Raw genomic sequence first — 18543 nt, forward strand, 5'->3', positions numbered from 1 at the left:
AATTGAAAGTGGACAAAAAAAGTTAAGAAACAGGAGGAATTAAAATGAATCAGTGCTTTGGATGTAATACTTGTAAAAGCGCAGATAAACCGTTAGAGGAATTTATCCGCAGCTTGCCAATGGAAACCTCTCATCACCGTGTGGATACACAGAAAACAAAATGTAATTTTGGGCTTCAGGGTGTCTGTTGCCGTCTGTGTTCCAATGGTCCGTGCCGCATCACACCGAAATCACCGCGGGGAATCTGCGGAGCAAATGCTGATACGATCGTGACAAGGAATTTTCTCAGGGCCGTCGCAGCAGGATCAGGGTGTTATATCCATGTGATTGAAAATACAGCATTGAATTTGAAAAAGACTGCACAGGCGAAGGGTGAATTAAAGGGGTTACATGCACTGAACCGGCTCTGTGAACTGTTCGGAATAACAGGAAATGACAATTATGAGAAAGCACAGGCAGTTGCGGATGCTGTTCTGACAGATCTCTATAAACCGGAATATGAGAAGATGGAACTCGTTGAAAAGGTTGCATATAAGCCGCGTGTTGAGCGCTGGAAAGAGCTTGGCATCATGCCTGGAGGAGCAAAATCTGAGGTGTTCCATGGCGTGGTGAAGACTTCAACTAACCTGAATTCCGACCCGGTTGACATGCTGGTTGATTGTCTGAAGCTTGGGATATCCACAGGTATCTATGGACTTACCCTGACAAACCTTCTGAACGATGTGCTGCTTGGTGAACCGGAGCTGCGTATGGCGCCCGTTGGACTGCGTGTGATTGATCCGGATTATATCAATATTATGATCACGGGGCATCAGCATACAATGTTCGTGGATCTGCAGGAACGTCTGACGAGCAAAGAAGCCGTTGCAAAAGCGCAGGCTGCCGGTGCGAAAGGATTTAAGCTGGTTGGATGTACCTGTGTGGGTCAGGATCTGCAGCTTCGCGGGAGTCATTATACAGAAGTGTTTGACGGTCATGCAGGAAATAATTATACGAGCGAAGCGGTATTGGCAACTGGAGCGATCGATGCGGTGTTGTCTGAATTTAACTGTACACTTCCAGGCATCGAGCCAATTTGCGAAGAACTGAAGATCAAACAGATCTGCCTGGATGACGTGGCGAAAAAGGCGAATGCAGAATACATACCGTTTGATTTTGAAAACAGAGAGAACTTAAGTGACACGATCATTGATAAGATTGTGGATGCGTACAAAGAGCGTCGGGCAGGCGTGAAACTTGATCTGATGAAAGATCATGGAAATGATCATTCTCTTACCGGTGTTAGTGAGGGTTCACTGAAAGGATTTCTGGGAGGAACCTGGAAACCTTTGATCGATCTGATTGTATCGGGCGATATCAAAGGGATCGCAGGCGTTGTGGGATGCTCGAATCTGACAGCCGGTGGTCATGATGTACTGAGCGTGGAGCTCACGAAAGAATTGATTGCAAAAGACATTATTGTCCTGACAGCAGGATGTTCATCGGGGGGGATCGAGAACTGTGGCCTGATGACACCGGAAGCAGCCGAACTTGCAGGACCGAAACTGAGAGCAGTCTGTAAGAAACTCGGGATTCCCCCGGTTCTCAATTTCGGCCCATGTCTGGCAATTGGTCGTCTGGAGATCGTTGCAACTGAGATCGCAGCTGAACTCGGTGTAGATCTTCCACAGCTTCCGCTTGTGCTCTCGGCACCACAGTGGCTGGAAGAACAGGCACTGGCAGACGGCTCATTCGGTCTTGCGCTCGGCCTGCCGCTCCATTTGGGACTTCCTCCGTTTGTCACCGGAAGTGAAGTGGCGGTTAAGGTTTTGACAGAGGATATGAAGCAGCTGACCGGCGGACAGGTGATCATCAATTCTGATGCGGCACAGAGTGCAGAGATTCTCGACGAGATTATTCAGGAGAGACGTACCGCCCTGAATATTTAGGAGGGGATGGTTATGAGAAGAATTTTTATTGATGCGGATAAGTGTGATGGATGTCTCAATTGTACGACTGCATGCATGCAGGCACATCGAAAAGACTCCGGAACGGTTTATGACCTGAAACTTACAGATGTGGAAAATGAATCACGCAATCATGTTGTGATGGAGGCGGTCGGTAGATATCAACCTATCTTCTGCCGGCACTGTGATCAGCCGGAATGCGTAATGTCATGTATGAGCGGTGCACTTTCTAAAAATCCGAAGAGCGGCTACGTTCAATATGATGAGCAAAAGTGTGGCTCCTGTTTTATGTGTGTTATGAATTGTCCGTATGGGGTACTGAAGCCGGATACAAAAACGAAATCCAGGATTTTGAAGTGTGATTTTTGTGCAGATCACGGGGAAGAACCAAGCTGCGTAAAAGCCTGTCCGACACAGGCAATCTATGTCAGGGAGGTGAAAGAATGAGATATGTTATTATCGGAGCAGGGGCTGCAGGAATGACGGCGGCCAGGACAATACGGGAATGTGAACCGAATGGGGAGATCGTCGTGATCTCAGAGGATGAACATGTACATTCAAGATGTATGCTGCACAAGTATCTGAGTCATGAACGTGATGAAGATACATTGAACTTTATGCCCGCGGATTTTTTTGACAGCCAGGATATTACATGGGTAAAGGGATGCAGCGTGGAGAAAATCGTACCGGAAAGCAAGACACTTTATCTTAACAATGGAGGCCAGGTATCCTATGACCGTCTGTTGATTGCTACAGGGGCAAAGAGTTTTATTCCGCCTGTTGGGGACTTCCGCAATGCTACCAATGTCTTTGGACTCAGGGATTTAAAAGATGCACAGGACATTGACAACTGCGCCAGAGGAGCAAAAGAAATTCTGATCGTTGGTTCCGGACTTGTAGGGATGGATGCGGCCTATGCATTTTTAGAACAGGGAATAAAGGTGAATGTGGTAGAGATGGCAGATCGAATTTTGCCGCTCCAACTGGACGAGACCGCCGGAAAGGCTTATCGTGAACTGTTTGAGTCAGCAGGGTGCCGTTTTATTCTGGGCAGAAGGGCGTCAGAGACGAAGATGGATGAAAACTGCCGTATTACCAGTGTCCTGCTGGATGATGGAACGGAAATATGCTGTGATCTGGTAATCGTAGCAGCTGGCGTCCGTGCGGCGGTCAGATTTCTTACGGACAGTGGGATTCAGGTGGAAAGAGCGGTAACAGTCGACGGATGTCTGAAAACCTCGTGCAGTGATATTTATGCAGCAGGCGATGTGGCAGGCCTTTCCGGAATCTGGCCAAATGCCATGAAGCAGGGACAGACGGCGGCGTATAACATGTGTGGTAAGACGACGTATTATGTTGACCGGTATGCGATGAAAAATACGATGAATTTCTTCGGACTGGTCACGTTGTCGATCGGCAATGGCATTGCTGAGGACGGTGATGAGATTTTGGTCAGTGAGGACAGCAAGGGATATAAGAAAGCCATTGTCCGTGACGGCAGACTGAAAAGCATTTTGCTGCAGGGGAATATTGACTATTCGGGTATTTATCAGTATTTGATTAAAAATGAGGTTTTACTTCCTGAAGGGAAAGATGTTTTTCAGCTTGACTTTGCAGATTTTTATGGTGTTATGGAAGACGGGCAATATATTTATGCATCCTGACGACAAGAGTCTGTTTCAAGTTGGACCTGTTGACAAATCCGTAATTTAGGAACGAAAATAGCATCATTTAGGACAGAGACAAAAGGCTGGCAGAATCCAGTGCTTTCACGCTGCTTTTACCAGCCTTTTCATATCCACCGTCTAAAGCAATCTTCTGATAGTTACAAGGCTGGATTTTCAGATGGTTTAAGATGATATCACTTTCTCTTCTTTTCTGTGCCTCTGGTTCTACATAGCCAGGCATGGAGACAAGCTCCATATCAAGCTCCTGCATATTATCCTTCTGTGGAATGTTCAATCACTTGGAGCGTCTCATTCTGTATCCGTCTATCTCAAATGGTTTAGTCTTTGACTGGTTTTTGGTAACTCTCTAAAATACCTGACCTGACTTATCCCGTTTTCCGTTTTTCATCTTAGGCGTTTCGATATAATAGCCTTGTTCCCTGCTCTTTAATATCTGATGATTGATATTGACGACTTCATACCTGAAATCAACGTCCTAATAAAGTAAGCAAGGTATGTGAATGAAAACGGGAGATACACAGTTGTTCAATCGTGGTAAATTCGTTGTAAAATGAATGATTTTTGCAACTTCAAATTCCTTGAAAAAATTGTGTTTATGCGGATAATCTTAAATTATATACGAAATTTATTCCTAAATAAAAGAGCAACTTCGACTGCATTGTGAGACGTTTTTGCTCTTTTGTCAGTTGGTTTGTGTTTTGGCTATCGGAAGAAAGATCCAGGCATTATCCTTGCGCTTTCCAGGAAATCGTGAGATGATAGACGCAAAAGAAAAGGAGATTGATGCATGGGAAAACGAGCAAGAACCGTGATGCTGACTTTAATGCTCACTTTTACTGCGGCAGTAACTGCAGGGATTCCAGTGCAGGGTGCAGGCTGGCAGCAGAATGATGCAGGATGGTGGTATCAAAATGTGAACAGCGGATGGCCGGTCAATGAATGGAGAGAAGTCGATAATAAATGGTATTATTTTAACGGCGAAGGTTATCGTGTGTCAGGCTGGCAGCAGATAGATGGCGGCTGGTATTATTTTGGAAAAGATAATGACGGCAGTTTAAAAGCCAATACCTGGGTGGATGGCTACTATGTGGGGTCTGATGGGAGGATGCTTACAGCAACCTGGGCTGGAAAGGCTTGGGTTGATGAAACGGGAAAAAAAGACGTATCCGTTAAATATAGTAAGAAGAATCCGATAAATTCTATTACCCTCTCGAAAACAGAGCTGGTATTGCTCAAAGACAGCACTGCGAATCTGTATGTCACCTGTAGCCCTGCTGATACGACGGACTCTAAACTTATCGGCTGGAAGAGTTCTGACCCTGCCGTTGTAACAGTGTCTAAGGGGAAAGTAATGGCACATGCAGAGGGGACAGCGGTGATCACAGCCCGTGTCGGCCAGAATATAGAACAGTGCAGTGTGACTGTGTATGACCAGCCAGTATGCCAGAGTGCGCTCTCTTTGCTTGGGGGACAGTATATCTGGGGAGGCAACGGACCGGAGGATGGTGGTGTGGACTGTTCCGGGCTTCTGATGTATGCTTATACCCAAAATGGCTATGACTTTGGGGCAGATCTAAGTGCGGATAAGTTTGCAGCCTATGGACAGGAGATCAGCAGAGAGGAGCTTAGGCCGGGTGACGCTATCTGCTGTGTTTATGGTAATGGGAAGTATCAGCATATTCTGCTGTATCTTGGAAATGATATGGTGGTTGCCTCAGAGTGCGGGGGCCCGACAGTGTGTACAGCAAAACTTGAATGTAATCAGCACGAAAGAGGTACCGTGTGTAACTGCGGGGTTGTAAAACGTGCACTGAATGAAAGTGATTTACTTGATGCAAAGTTTGTCCGGATGAGCAGCTATGCACTATGATAAATACTGCGGGCTGACAGGGAAATGGTCTTTGTCGGCCCGCGGTTTTTGCTGCACATATCCGGTAAAGTTACTGCAATTCCGGTGAACGTATTCACAGAGCAAATTGTGCTAAAATAAATAAATTGTTGATGAATTTTTGAAAATTAAAAAATTTTGAAAAAAATGGAAAAAAGAGTTGACTTATGGGGGGACCCGTGCTATTCTAATATAGCTGTCGCTGATACAGACAAGCACAGCAAACAACGAACTTTGATAACTGAACAGTAAAACACATCCTTGAAAATTCTAAAAAAAGAATTTCATTAAATTGACGAAAAGTCAAAACCAACAGTAAAAGGGATAAGATAGCCAAGAGTTATCTTGAACTGGAACGAACACTTAATTTGAGAGTTTGATCCTGGCTCAGGATGAACGCTGGCGGCGTGCTTAACACATGCAAGTCGAACGAAGCACATAAAACGGACATCTTCGGAAAGAAGTATTATGTGACTGAGTGGCGGACGGGTGAGTAACGCGTGGGTAACCTGCCGTATACAGGGGGATAACAGTTAGAAATGACTGCTAATACCGCATAAGCGCACAGAGTCGCATGACTCGGTGTGAAAAACTCCGGTGGTATACGATGGACCCGCGTCTGATTAGGTAGTTGGTGGGGTAACGGCCCACCAAGCCCGCGATCAGTAGCCGACCTGAGAGGGTGACCGGCCACATTGGGACTGAGACACGGCCCAAACTCCTACGGGAGGCAGCAGTGGGGAATATTGCACAATGGGGGAAACCCTGATGCAGCGACGCCGCGTGAGCGAAGAAGTATTTCGGTATGTAAAGCTCTATCAGCAGGGAAGAAAATGACGGTACCTGACTAAGAAGCCCCGGCTAACTACGTGCCAGCAGCCGCGGTAATACGTAGGGGGCAAGCGTTATCCGGATTTACTGGGTGTAAAGGGAGCGTAGACGGCATAGTAAGTCTGATGTGAAAGGCGGGGGCTCAACCCCTGGACTGCATTGGAAACTATTAAGCTGGAGTGTCGGAGAGGTAAGTGGAATTCCTAGTGTAGCGGTGAAATGCGTAGATATTAGGAGGAACACCAGTGGCGAAGGCGGCTTACTGGACGATCACTGACGTTGAGGCTCGAAAGCGTGGGGAGCAAACAGGATTAGATACCCTGGTAGTCCACGCCGTAAACGATGTATACTAGGTGTCGGGGGGCAAAGCCCTTCGGTGCCGCAGCAAACGCAATAAGTATACCACCTGGGGAGTACGTTCGCAAGAATGAAACTCAAAGGAATTGACGGGGACCCGCACAAGCGGTGGAGCATGTGGTTTAATTCGAAGCAACGCGAAGAACCTTACCAAGTCTTGACATCTAACTGACCGGTCCGTAACGGGGCCTTCCCTACGGGGCAGTTAAGACAGGTGGTGCATGGTTGTCGTCAGCTCGTGTCGTGAGATGTTGGGTTAAGTCCCGCAACGAGCGCAACCCTTATCCTTAGTAGCCAGCAAGTGAAGTTGGGCACTCTAGGGAGACTGCCAGGGATAACCTGGAGGAAGGTGGGGATGACGTCAAATCATCATGCCCCTTATGATTTGGGCTACACACGTGCTACAATGGCGTAAACAAAGGGAAGCGATCACGCGAGTGTCAGCAAATCCCAAAAATAACGTCTCAGTTCGGATTGTAGTCTGCAACTCGACTACATGAAGCTGGAATCGCTAGTAATCGCGAATCAGAATGTCGCGGTGAATACGTTCCCGGGTCTTGTACACACCGCCCGTCACACCATGGGAGTCGGATATGCCCGAAGCCTGTGACCCAACCCTCATCAGTAAGCATGAGAGAGGAGCTATGTACGAAGATTAGATTGCGAAGCAAGCTAATATTCGTTTTAAGAAAACGTAGCGGATCGTGCTTAGTGATGAGGGAGGGAGCAGTCGAAGGTGGAGCCGATAACTGGGGTGAAGTCGTAACAAGGTAGCCGTATCGGAAGGTGCGGCTGGATCACCTCCTTTCTAAGGAAGAAGAAGTAGAGAGATGTGTTTTACTGTTGAGTTATCGTAAGTAGAGCACTTAAGGAATGCGACCGAAGGGAAGCATGAGTTTCGTGCGAACTTAGTTCGAAGGAACTGAATGAGGGCGAGCCGTGAGGCGAAGACCGAATTTAGTGAATCGAACTTCCGAAGATAACGCACTGGTGAGGAAAAAAAAGAGCAGCTTACTACACAACGTAAGCAGAAGAAGTTCCACTGACGTGGAACAGCTTTCACACTAAGCTCGAAAGGGCCTCGCTAAGTGTTCAAAGCTTCTGGTGGCGATGCGCTTGGGGGAAACACCCGTACCCATCCCGAACACGATGGTTAAGACTTAAGCGGCCGATGGTACTGCACTGGTGACGGTGTGGGAGAGTAGGTGGCTGCCAGACCATAAAAAAGTTAATGAATCCGAGCGAGAGCGAAGGATGAATTTAGTTTTTTGGGTCGTTCGCTGAGCAAAGTGAAGCGAACTTCCGATAACTGGTTTTACCAGTGATCAGAGAGAACAAAGAAGTTTGTTGTTTCTGATGGCTGATAAAACAGCCGGCGAGACGAAGGCGGACGATGTGAGCGGACATCGGGATCAAAGATCCCTCAGTCGTGACATTACATGCCAATACATGAAAGAATCTTTGCACGGACAGGCGAACCTGACCGCACAAACCTTGTTTCCTGTGTTCCCATCAGGGAAGTGTTTCGCGTATGTACCTTGAAAACCGCATATACGAAAATATCTATATTGATAACATCTCTTATCAGCGAAGCTGATAAGCAAGAAACGTTAGAGATAGGAAAAGACATCCGAGGAACCACAGGCAGAGATGCATGTGGTGAATCAAACATTGTAAACGCAATGAAACGAAACGCTCGATGCGAAAGCATCGCAAGTACCGACTGTTCCAAACGCTATTGGAGCAGGAAGGTCAAACAAGAAAGAGCGCAGGGTGGATGCCTTGGCACTAAGAGCCGATGAAAGACGTGATAAGCTGCGAAAAGCTTCGGGGAGGAGCAAATATCCTACGATCCGGAGATCTCTGAATGGGGAAACCTGCATACCCAAACGGTATGTATCCATACGCCAATTCATAACGTATGGAGGGGAACCCGGGGAACTGAAACATCTAAGTACCCGGAGGAAAAGAAAGAAACATCGATTTCCAAAGTAGCGGCGAGCGAAATGGAAGGAGCCTAAACCAGCATGCGTGCATGCTGGGGTTACGGACTGCAGAAAGTGACTTCAATGCTAGTAGAATGGTTTTGGGAAAGCCAGCCAGAGAGGGTGAAAGCCCCGTATACGAAAGCAGGCGAGAGCGAGCAGGATCCAAAGTACCGCGAGACACGAGAAACCTTGCGGGAAGTCGGGGGGACCACCCCCCAAGGCTAAATACTCCTTAGTGACCGATAGCGCATAGTACTGTGAAGGAAAGGTGAAAAGGACCCCGGGAGGGGAGTGAAAGAGAACCTGAAACCCTGTGTTTACAAACTGTGGAACCACTTTACAGGTGGAACCGCGTACTTTTTGTAGAACGGTCCGGCGAGTTACGCTGGCTGGCAAGGTTAAGCACTTCAAGGTGTGGAGCCGAAGGGAAACCAAGTCTTAATAGGGCGATTAAGTCAGTCAGAGTAGACCCGAAACCGGGTGATCTATCCATGTCCAGGTTGAAGTTGCCGTAAAAGGCAATGGAGGACCGAACGCACATCCGTTGAAAAGGGTGGCGATGAGGTGTGGATAGGGGAGAAATTCCAATCGAACCCGGAGATAGCTGGTTCTCCTCGAAATAGCTTTAGGGCTAGCCTCATGAGAGTCTTTTGGAGGTAGAGCACTGAATTTCCTAGGGGGCGTCAAAGCTTACCGAAGAATATCAAACTCCGAATGCCAGTAAGATGATTCATGGGAGTCAGACTATACGAGATAAGTTGGATAGTCAAAAGGGAAAGAGCCCAGACCACCGGCTAAGGTCCCAAAGTGTGTGTTAAGTGGAAAAGGATGTGGGATTTCGAAGACAACTAGGATGTTGGCTCAGAAGCAGCCATACATTCAAAGAGTGCGTAATAGCTCACTAGTCGAGAGGTCCTGCGCCGAAAATGTCCGGGGCTGAAACACAACACCGAAGCCGTGGGATGGTAGCAATACCATCGGTAGAGGAGCATTGAAGACGCGAAGAAGCGGTACCGTAAGGAGCCGTGGAGAGTCTTGAAGAGAGAATGCCGGAATGAGTAGCGAGAGAGAGGTGAGAATCCTCTCGGCCGAATATCCAAGGTTTCCAGAGTAAAGCTGATCTGCTCTGGGTAAGTCGGGGCCTAAGGCGAGGGCGAAAGCCGTAGTCGATGGACAACAGGTTGAGATTCCTGTACTGCAAGGTAACAGAACTGTGGGGACATATGTGGAAAGTGCAACCCTGGAATGGAATCCAGGGGCAAGCGAGGTAGGAGTAAGGCAGGCAAATCCGCCTTACAATCCGAAGGCGTGATGCGGACCGAAATAAAGTAGGGAAGTGCATGAGCCATGTATCAAGAAAAGCCGCTATTGTTTACCGTGTACCCGTACCGTAAACCGACACAGGTGGATGAGGAGAGAATCCTAAGGCCGACGGAAGAAGCATTGTTAAGGAACTCGGCAAAATGACCCCGTAACTTCGGGAGAAGGGGTGCCATCGAAAGATGGCCGCAGAGAATAGGCTCAAGCAACTGTTTAGCAAAAACACAGGTCTATGCAAAACCGAAAGGTGAGGTATATGGGCTGACGCCTGCCCGGTGCTGGAAGGTTAAGAGGAGAGGTTAGCCGCAAGGCGAAGCTTTGAATTTAAGCCCCAGTAAACGGCGGCCGTAACTATAACGGTCCTAAGGTAGCGAAATTCCTTGTCGGGTAAGTTCCGACCCGCACGAAAGGCGTAATGATTTGAGCACTGTCTCGACAATGCATCCGGTGAAATTGAAGTACCAGTGAAGATGCTGGTTACCTGCGCCAGGACGGAAAGACCCCATGGAGCTTTACTCCAGCTTGATACTGGGATTCGGTATTGCATGTACAGGATAGGTGGGAGACGAAGAAGCACGAACGCCAGTTTGTGTGGAGTCAATGTTGGGATACCACCCTTGCAGTATTGGATTTCTAACCAACAGCCGTGACCCGGCTGGGGGACAATGTCAGGTGGGGAGTTTGACTGGGGCGGTCGCCTCCGAAAGGGTATCGGAGGCGCTCAAAGGTTCCCTCAGAATGGTTGGAAACCATTCGCAGAGTGCAAAGGCAGAAGGGAGCTTGACTGCGACACCGACGGGTGGAGCAGGTACGAAAGTAGGACTTAGTGATCCGGTGGTTTTAAGTGGGAATGCCATCGCTCAACGGATAAAAGCTACCCTGGGGATAACAGGCTTATCACTCCCAAGAGTTCACATCGACGGAGTGGTTTGGCACCTCGATGTCGGCTCATCGCATCCTGGGGCTGTAGTAGGTCCCAAGGGTTGGGCTGTTCGCCCATTAAAGCGGTACGCGAGCTGGGTTCAGAACGTCGTGAGACAGTTCGGTCCCTATCCGGCGTGGGCGTAGGATATTTGAGAGGAGCTGACCTTAGTACGAGAGGACCGGGTTGGACTGACCACTGGTGTACCGGTTGTTCCGCCAGGAGCATGGCCGGGTAGCCAAGTCGGGAAGGGATAAACGCTGAAGGCATCTAAGCGTGAAGCCCCCCTCAAGATGAGATATCCCATACGTAAAGTAGTAAGACCCCTTGAAGACGACGAGGTAGATAGGGCAGAGGTGGAAGTGCAGCAATGTATGGAGCTGACTGCTACTAATCGGTCGAGGGTTTGACCTGAGCACGCGAAGCGTGCGAAGGTCGTTCGATAGAGCAAAGCGAGATCGAACTTCCCCTGCATAAGCAGAAGGAAGTAAGAGAAGCGGGATCGAACTTCCCCTGCATAAGCAGAAGGAAGCAAGAGAAGCGGAGATCGAATGACCCGAAAGAAGACGGTAGAAGCGTGGATGGATGTAATAGTGTATGCGGTTTTGAAGGTATATCAAAACATAATGAATTAGAGCGATAGCAAAGTCTGTAGACAGATGTTGGCTATTGCTTTTTTAATTATAAGAAACTTAGAGTGGACTGATGGCTCCAGGAGTAACACCTCCGTTTATCCTATGTAATCTGGAATCCCTTTGGAGGGATTAGCATCATAAAAACGCTTGTCAGAAAAGTGGTTAGATGGTATTCTTTTTATAGGCAATGGTGTTTTTCTGTATTGAGTTGTTTTGTGTACTAACTTTACGATATCAAATGTCAGAAAGAATTATCGCTGTTTTTTTGTAAAGAGAAAACAAAAATTATGCCACAGATTCGATAGGCTATGGTGCAGAGATGTTATTCCATTTAGATTTTAAAAACAGCGAGGAGGGATACAGATGTTTGCATTTTTATTTATATGTTCCTTGCTGGTTCCGCTATCTATGACTTTATTGGGCAAGAGATGGAGTGAAAAGCCGCCGGCAGATATACAGGGGTTATCTGGCTATCGTACAGCTATGGCAAAGCTAAATCAGGATACCTGGTGTTATGCACATAAAATTTGGGGGAGAATGTGTTTTGTCATAGGAATAATACTGATTATTGGAACTATTGCATTTTTAATTTATATTAGAAACTATTCGAATTTTGAGACATTAGTTACCTATTGGGTCTTTACCCAAATTGTTATTCTGGCACTTACAGTTATTCCTACGGAGATTCAATTAAAAAAAGTTTTTACAAAAACAGGACAACGAAAATAGAATTACAATCTCCGTTTTATCTACAACCCGTAATTTAATTGTAGGATCTATGACTTAATGATTTCTGATAAATGTGGTGCTTATTCGGGAAATCATCAATTCTATTTTAATAAAAATAAAAGTTGCATATACTGAATGGAAAAGGTGAAATGGGACCAGCGAATTTTAGAGTGCTGGGAATAGAAATTATGGTTAAGTGGTTTAGAATTACAGAGAATCAGTACCTCGGCTTTTTGCACTTGGACTGGTTTTTTTGTTCGCAATGATGTGAAGTGGTTCTTGATTTGTAGTTTAAAAGAACTCATTTTCTTCAGTTTGGCTGTGCTGGCAATAATCGAATATTTTACTGGCTGGTTTTTATACGGGAAAACTTAAAGTAGCAGCAAAGAAAATGTTTATAGTTATTTTTTAGGTCACTATGGCATACCACATATATCTGAAACTGGTGTCCAGTTAAAAGATAAAATTTTTCTTAAAATGCATTCAGGGGCAGTATTATCGGACGAATAGACCGAAATATAAAAATTCCGTGGGGAAGTAATGAATAAATTATATAATATATTGAAAGGGCTGTTATGGTGTTTACCGGCAGCTTTTATCGGGCTCAGTATTTACCAATACTATGACTATAAAACAAATCCGGATCGATACGTATGGCAGTCTGCTCCCTGGTATTTAAGTATTGAGATAGGAGCCGTATTTACAGTTGTTATAGCTGCTGTAATACTTACGGTCATGTGGAGTATCAGAAAAAGAAGAGATAAATAGATGACCCTGGAAAGGAACGTCTCGAAGCGACACCGCTGCCTGGCTGCATGACGGAAGCGGTACTGGTGATGTATTCGTGGGCTATGGAAAAAGAAGACGTATCCCACATTTTAGCAGAAACTGACGTTGGCGGATTGGCGACGCAACGTATCCTCAATCGCTGTGGGTTAGCAGGGGAAAGGCGCAGGGAAACAATAGGGTGGCTGCTATAGTATCTAAAAGGATGATGGCTGATTGAAAATGCTTATATCATACATTTGTCTCAGATAAAGCAAACGTACCCGGCAGAATACGTAGATGATAAAAAGAGGACAGGCGTGACTTCTTATAGTAGGATTCAGCAAGAAAATGACATAAATTAGCAAAAAGATGATAGGATTTTGTATGGAGCTTGTTGACATAAAATGATATATTTCCAGCATATTATTGTTTTTGGGGTAACCTGAAAAAATGAAGGAGTTGTCAGCATGCTCGTACAGGGCAAAGGAATCATCAGCGGATCAGAAGCATTTCATCCAGATATCTCAGAGATGGCGGAGAAGCTTTTATATTATGTAACAGACTGTGGTGTTTATTTTTGCGAATATGGATACCGGATAGAGCGTGAAAATTACGGAAATTATATGCTGCTGTATGTTACAAGAGGGGTGCTGGCAGTGTCTGCGGAGGGAAGTACCTATCTGATTCAGGAAGGCCAGGCGGCATTCTTTAATTGTCACGTCCACCATACATATTATGCCAAAGGATTCGTAGCGTTTTCCTGGATTCACTTTGACGGTTCCAATACCAGAGAATTCTATCTTCAGTATAGGGAAAAGAAAAAAGGAATTGTATTTAAGGGAAGTTCAGCGGAACAAATCTATAAAAGCATGTCATCTATCATATCTTGTTATCAGAACGATTTGACTATAAAAGAAGAGGAAAATTCCAGAAATATATATGAATGTCTGTGCGTACTGCTGTTTTCAGAGGCCGAAGATCATGGACATGAAGCGAGCGGCAATGTTATAAACAAGGCTAAAGAGTATATTCGTGAGAATATAAAGGAGGGTCTCACGCTCGATCTTGTAGCAAATCATGTAGGCTTAAGTGCCAGTCACTTTTCCAGAATTTTTAAGAAAGAAACAAGTTATTCTCCTTATGAATATATTATTCTTGTTAGAATAAACAAGGCGAAACATTTGCTCAAAACTACGGACATGCCAATCAAGGAAATTGCATATGAAGTAGGGTATCACAGCGAATCTAATTTTTGCAATTCTTTTACCCAGCGGATCGGAATATCACCGATTAATTTTCGAAAATATAAATGGTAGCGATAAAATAAAGAACTGTTCTGCATATAATACTATTCAGCTATATGCGGGGCAGTTTTTTGCAATAGAAGTGTGCACCTGCACACGAATAAAACGCGTATTTTAAAGGAAAAAGGAAATTAAACAGTAAAAAATCACATGCATATGATAAGATTTCTTATTAAATGGCAGAAATCTTAATGGTAAAATGTTTACATAAATTCGGGGAAATAAAGCAGGTAATTGTTAAAATTGACGATGACCGTGCCTCGAATAATTAAAGGGAGGTAAAAGAAATGAAGAAACGAGTTTTGGCAGTTGTAATGGGTGCGATGATGGCAATGTCTTTGATGGCATGCGGCGGCGGAAGTGACAGCGGCAGTACCAGTGAACCGGCAAGCACAGACAGCGAAACAGCCAGCACAGATGGTGCAGATGCAGAGGCTGAGAATGCCGGCGGAGATAGCGCTTCAGGAGAATATAACATCAGTGTTATTTTGAAGACTTTGTCTGCAGAGTACTGGAACTTTGTAAAAGCAGGATGTGATGCTTATGCGGCAGAGAATCCTGGCATCACAGTTGATGTAAAGGGACCTACATCTGAAACCGCATTTGATGAGCAGCAGAATATGATCGAGACGGATCTGAGCTCCGGGGCATATGATGCATTTGTAATCTCTCCGCTTCAGGCTGATATGGTAACAACGCTGATTGCAGGTGAAGAGAAACCTGTCATTGCGCTTGATACATTAATTGAAGCTCCGGAAATCAGAACATTTGTTGGAACAGGTAATGAAAATGCTGCAGCGATGGGTGGAAAAGCAGCCGTTGAGGCGGCAAAAGCAGCAGGATGGGAAGAGGTTAATGCAATCTGTATCACTGGTGTCCAGGGTGATTCCACAGCAACAGCGCGTATGACCGGTTACCAGAAGGGCATTGAAGAAGCAGGCGGTACATATCTTGCAGATGAAACCCAGTACGCTGATGCTGTAGCGGACAAGGCTGTTAACAGTATGGAAGCGATCATGCAGAACCATCCTGAAGGTGTTGCAATCATTTGCTGCAATAATGATGATATGGCAGTAGCGGCAGCACGTGCAGCAGCTGCAAATGAAGCGTATGCCAATACGATCTTTTTAGGATTCAACGGTGATAAAACTGCTTGTGAAGCAATTCTGAATGATGAACTTACCATGTCTGTAGCGCAGGAAGCATATAATATGGGATACATGGCAGTGGAAGAGGCAGTAAAAGCTCTGAATGGTGAAGAACTTGAAGAGTTTACAGATTCAGGATGTGATGTTGTTACAAAAGACAATGCACAGGAACGTCTGGATACTCTGAAAGGATATCTTGGAGAGTAGTCGTTTAAGGCCTGATAGCTGAACAAAAAGTTAAATACCCTTATCGGCGACCTGATGTATTTCATAGCGGTAAGGGTATTTTCTTTCGGCTGTATTGATTTTGTACCGAGAACAGGATCATGAATTATGCGTTTTAGGCTATCGGAAATTCTCTCGGAGAAAAGGTGAAATGTCTATGAGTGAATATGTTGTAGAGTTAAGGGACTGTACCAAAACATTCCCGGGTGTAATAGCTCTCGACGAAATGCAGCTTGCAGTGAAACCCGGTGAGATTCTCGGCCTGATTGGCGAGAATGGTGCGGGAAAGTCAACACTGATTAAAGTACTGACCGGAGTTCACAAACCGGATAAAGGTGAGATTTATGTAAATGGAGACCAGAAGACATTCCGAAATCCAAATGAATCTGCTGCAGCCGGTATTGCCTGCGTTTATCAGGAGCTGAATATCGAGAAATTGTTAAGCATCACAGATAATATTTTTATCAACAAGTGGATCAAAGGACCGGGCGGTCTGCTGGATTATAAAACCATGCATAAAAAGGCCAGGGAAGTCATGGCTTCTCTGGGACAGGATATTGATCCGGAAAAACCGGCAGGAACATTTGGCATGGGTGTACAGCAGATGATAGAAATTGCAAAAGCAGTTTTAATTGATGCGAAGATGATCATTATGGATGAACCGACTTCATCCCTTGGTGAAAAAGAAGTGGCGCAGCTGATGAAAACATGCCGTGAGTTAAGAGCGCGCGGCATCGGCATTGTTTTTGTATCACACAAACTGGAAGAGCTGTTTGAATTGTGTGACCGGGTTACGGTGATTCGCGACGGACAGTATATTGACACCCGTGACATTGGCGAGTGGGACAATGATTCTCTGATCGCTGCGATGGTAGGACGTACTCTGGACAACCTGTTTCCGAAAGAGTTCGGAACGAAAGGCGATGTTGCGCTGGAAGTTAAGAACCTGGAGGAGGGCGGTATCTTACACGATGTAAGCTTCAAGGCTTACAATGGGGAGGTGCTGGGATTTGCAGGACTGGTCGGAGCGGGACGGACAGAGACAATGCGCGCGATCTTTGGCGCGGATCCCATTGATGGTGGCCAGGTTCTCGTTCACGGAAAAGAAGTGAAGATCAAAAGCCCATCACAGGCTATAAAGGCGGGCATCGCATTTCTGACAGAGGACCGTAAAGGGCAGGGTCTGGTTTTGCAGGAGGCGATCAAAAATAATCTGATTCTCGCAAATCTGAAAGGTTTTACCTCCGGTCTTTTTCTGAATAAGAAAAAGATTGAGGAATCCAGTCAGGATAATATTGATTCACTGCGCATCAAAACTCCGTCTGCGGACGAGATCGTTGGACAGCTTTCCGGTGGTAACCAGCAGAAGGTAGTTATCGGTAAGTGGGTCAATACAGATGCAGACATTTTTATCTTTGATGAGCCTACCCGTGGTATCGATGTTGGTGCGAAAATAGAAGTATATAATGTTATGAACCGTCTGGTAAAAGAAGGTAAATGTGTAATCATGGTATCATCAGAATTGCCTGAGATCCTTGGCATGAGCGATCGTGTTATCGTTATGCGCGGAGGAAAAATTATGGGCGAGGTTGAACGTGATACAGATAACTTTAATCAAGAAAGCCTGATGAAAGCGGCTTGGGGAGGTAAGATCTGATGAAAGCAAAAAAATCTAGTGGTTTGGGATCAATGGTTGGTATTATAGCCGCATTCCTTATCTTGTGTGTGATTCTGGCCATTGCAAGTGATAAATTTGTAAGTTATTCTAACTTTATGTCGATTTTAAAACAGACACCATTTAATGCACTGTTGGCAATTGGTATGTTGTTCTGTCTGATTACAGCAGGTATTGACCTTTCTGTTGGTGCGAATGCCACCTTCTGTGCATGCCTCATGGGTATGCTGGTTCAGAAGGGAGTTACAAACTCCATAATATTGATTATCGCAGGACTTGCAGCAGGAACTGTGATCGGTCTTATCAACGGTACTTTACTGACACGTCTGCACCTGCCGCATCCTTTTGTGTCAACACTCGGTATGAAAAACTTTCTCTGGGGAGCAGCACTCCTCGTTACAGGATCGCAGATGATCGGTGGATTCCCGAATGGCGTCATGGCTCTCGGATCTGCAACGGTTGGTGGTTTCCCTGTGAGCTTTATCGTGGTAGTCATTCTTTACATAATTCTACACGTTGTTCTGACACGTACTGCATTCGGCCGTTCTGTATATTGCGCCGGGGGAAATATGGAGGCGACACGTCTTTCCGGCATTAACTCAGCAAATGTGCTGACAGCCTGTTATGTGCTTTCCGGCTTTATGGCAGCACTTGCAGGAATCGTTTCCATCGGACGGTCCGGTATCTGCAACGGTACGAATGCTATTCAGCCATACGATACGGATGCCATTGCATCCTGTGTGCTTGGCGGCGCATCCTTTATGGGTGGAAAAGGAACCATGATCGGAACGATGATTGGTGCGCTGATCATCTCAACACTTCGTAATGGATTCACACTGCTTTCTATCGATTCAGCAATCCAGAACATGGTACTGGGCCTTGTTATCATCCTGGCGGTACTTCTCGATGTTATGCGTGAGCAGATGGCTGCAAGATCACGTCGTCTGGCGGCGGCAGCTGCAGCGGCTAAAAATTAAATGAAATAACTCCGATTCTTTTTACATAAGGGTTCGCAGAACACCGGTATTCAGGTGGCCTGTGGACTCTTATTAATTTTTGTTTTCACATAAAAATCCCATAGAAGCAGTGACAAAAAACACAGCGGAGTCTGCATTAATC

10 protein-coding genes and 3 rRNA genes are annotated in these 18543 nt (G+C 45.8%); 12 read left to right on the top strand and 1 reads right to left on the bottom strand.

Translation table 11 applies throughout. From position 1 onward, the window contains the following. Nucleotides 1–44 precede the first annotated feature (44 nt). The 3 genes from cooS to MCG98_RS08530 are packed head-to-tail and all read left to right on the top strand — an operon-like array spanning nt 45 to nt 3610. On the top strand, nt 45–1928 hold the full coding sequence (cooS, locus tag MCG98_RS08520) for an anaerobic carbon-monoxide dehydrogenase catalytic subunit (protein ID WP_240301596.1): 1884 nt from the start codon (nt 45–47) through the stop codon (nt 1926–1928). A gap of 12 nt (nt 1929–1940) precedes the next feature. After that, the gene (locus tag MCG98_RS08525) at nt 1941–2393 is read left to right on the top strand and encodes a 4Fe-4S dicluster domain-containing protein (protein WP_240301597.1); all 453 of its coding nucleotides are present in this window, start codon (nt 1941–1943) and stop codon (nt 2391–2393) included. Further along, the gene (locus MCG98_RS08530; protein WP_240301598.1) at nt 2390–3610 is read left to right on the top strand and encodes an FAD-dependent oxidoreductase; all 1221 of its coding nucleotides are present in this window, start codon (nt 2390–2392) and stop codon (nt 3608–3610) included. Before MCG98_RS08525 ends, MCG98_RS08530 begins: the two co-directional genes overlap by 4 nt. 67 nt (nt 3611–3677) lie before the next feature. Here the strand turns inward: MCG98_RS08530 and MCG98_RS08535 are convergent, their stop codons facing one another. Next, nucleotides 3678–3884: a hypothetical protein gene (locus tag MCG98_RS08535; RefSeq protein WP_240301599.1), complete on the bottom strand. Its 207-nt coding sequence runs from the start codon at nt 3882–3884 to the stop codon at nt 3678–3680. 537 nt (nt 3885–4421) lie between these two features. Here MCG98_RS08535 and MCG98_RS08540 point away from each other — a divergent pair. From MCG98_RS08540 to MCG98_RS08580, 9 genes are all read left to right on the top strand, one after another. Next, nucleotides 4422–5504 carry an NlpC/P60 family protein gene (locus MCG98_RS08540; RefSeq protein WP_240301600.1) on the top strand — a complete coding sequence of 361 codons (1083 nt, stop codon included), beginning with the start codon at nt 4422–4424 and terminating at the stop codon, nt 5502–5504. A gap of 382 nt (nt 5505–5886) precedes the next feature. Further along, nucleotides 5887–7518 (top strand): 16S ribosomal RNA (locus MCG98_RS08545). Between the two features lie 292 nt (nt 7519–7810). Next, a 5S ribosomal RNA gene (gene rrf / locus MCG98_RS08550) occupies nt 7811–7928 on the top strand. A 532-nt stretch (nt 7929–8460) separates the two neighbouring features. Continuing rightward, nucleotides 8461–11354: ribosomal RNA gene (locus MCG98_RS08555) — 23S ribosomal RNA — on the top strand. Together the 16S, 23S and 5S rRNA genes form the textbook arrangement of a ribosomal RNA operon. A gap of 584 nt (nt 11355–11938) precedes the next feature. Continuing rightward, on the top strand, nt 11939–12304 hold the full coding sequence (locus MCG98_RS08560; protein ID WP_240301601.1) for an SdpI family protein: 366 nt from the start codon (nt 11939–11941) through the stop codon (nt 12302–12304). A 1235-nt stretch (nt 12305–13539) separates the two neighbouring features. Further along, complete coding sequence (locus tag MCG98_RS08565) at nt 13540–14388, top strand: AraC family transcriptional regulator (RefSeq protein WP_240301602.1); 849 nt, start codon at nt 13540–13542, stop codon at nt 14386–14388. Nucleotides 14389–14663: 275 nt separating this feature from the next. Beyond that, the gene (locus MCG98_RS08570) at nt 14664–15731 is read left to right on the top strand and encodes a sugar ABC transporter substrate-binding protein (RefSeq protein ID WP_240301603.1); all 1068 of its coding nucleotides are present in this window, start codon (nt 14664–14666) and stop codon (nt 15729–15731) included. 175 nt (nt 15732–15906) lie between these two features. Further along, nucleotides 15907–17406, top strand: coding sequence for a sugar ABC transporter ATP-binding protein (locus tag MCG98_RS08575; RefSeq protein ID WP_240301604.1), 1500 nt, complete (start codon nt 15907–15909; stop codon nt 17404–17406). After that, nucleotides 17406–18401, top strand: coding sequence for an ABC transporter permease (locus tag MCG98_RS08580; protein ID WP_240301605.1), 996 nt, complete (start codon nt 17406–17408; stop codon nt 18399–18401). The genes MCG98_RS08575 and MCG98_RS08580 overlap by 1 nt, the downstream gene beginning before the upstream one ends. The last annotated feature ends 142 nt before the right edge of the window (nt 18402–18543 follow it).

Source organism: Ruminococcus sp. OA3 (genome assembly GCF_022440845.1).
Lineage (GTDB): Bacteria > Bacillota > Clostridia > Lachnospirales > Lachnospiraceae > Ruminococcus_G.

Bases quoted from the DNA above. Each gene is read 5' to 3' on its own strand.
- cooS (WP_240301596.1), top strand. From the start codon at position 45: ATGAATCAGTGCTTTGGATGTAATACTTGTAAAAGCGCAGATAAACCG.
- MCG98_RS08525 (WP_240301597.1), top strand. From the start codon at position 1,941: ATGAGAAGAATTTTTATTGATGCGGATAAGTGTGATGGATGTCTCAAT.
- MCG98_RS08530 (WP_240301598.1), top strand. From the start codon at position 2,390: ATGAGATATGTTATTATCGGAGCAGGGGCTGCAGGAATGACGGCGGCC.
- MCG98_RS08535 (WP_240301599.1), bottom strand. From the start codon at position 3,884: ATGCAGGAGCTTGATATGGAGCTTGTCTCCATGCCTGGCTATGTAGAA.
- MCG98_RS08540 (WP_240301600.1), top strand. From the start codon at position 4,422: ATGGGAAAACGAGCAAGAACCGTGATGCTGACTTTAATGCTCACTTTT.
- MCG98_RS08560 (WP_240301601.1), top strand. From the start codon at position 11,939: ATGTTTGCATTTTTATTTATATGTTCCTTGCTGGTTCCGCTATCTATG.
- MCG98_RS08565 (WP_240301602.1), top strand. From the start codon at position 13,540: ATGCTCGTACAGGGCAAAGGAATCATCAGCGGATCAGAAGCATTTCAT.
- MCG98_RS08570 (WP_240301603.1), top strand. From the start codon at position 14,664: ATGAAGAAACGAGTTTTGGCAGTTGTAATGGGTGCGATGATGGCAATG.
- MCG98_RS08575 (WP_240301604.1), top strand. From the start codon at position 15,907: ATGAGTGAATATGTTGTAGAGTTAAGGGACTGTACCAAAACATTCCCG.
- MCG98_RS08580 (WP_240301605.1), top strand. From the start codon at position 17,406: ATGAAAGCAAAAAAATCTAGTGGTTTGGGATCAATGGTTGGTATTATA.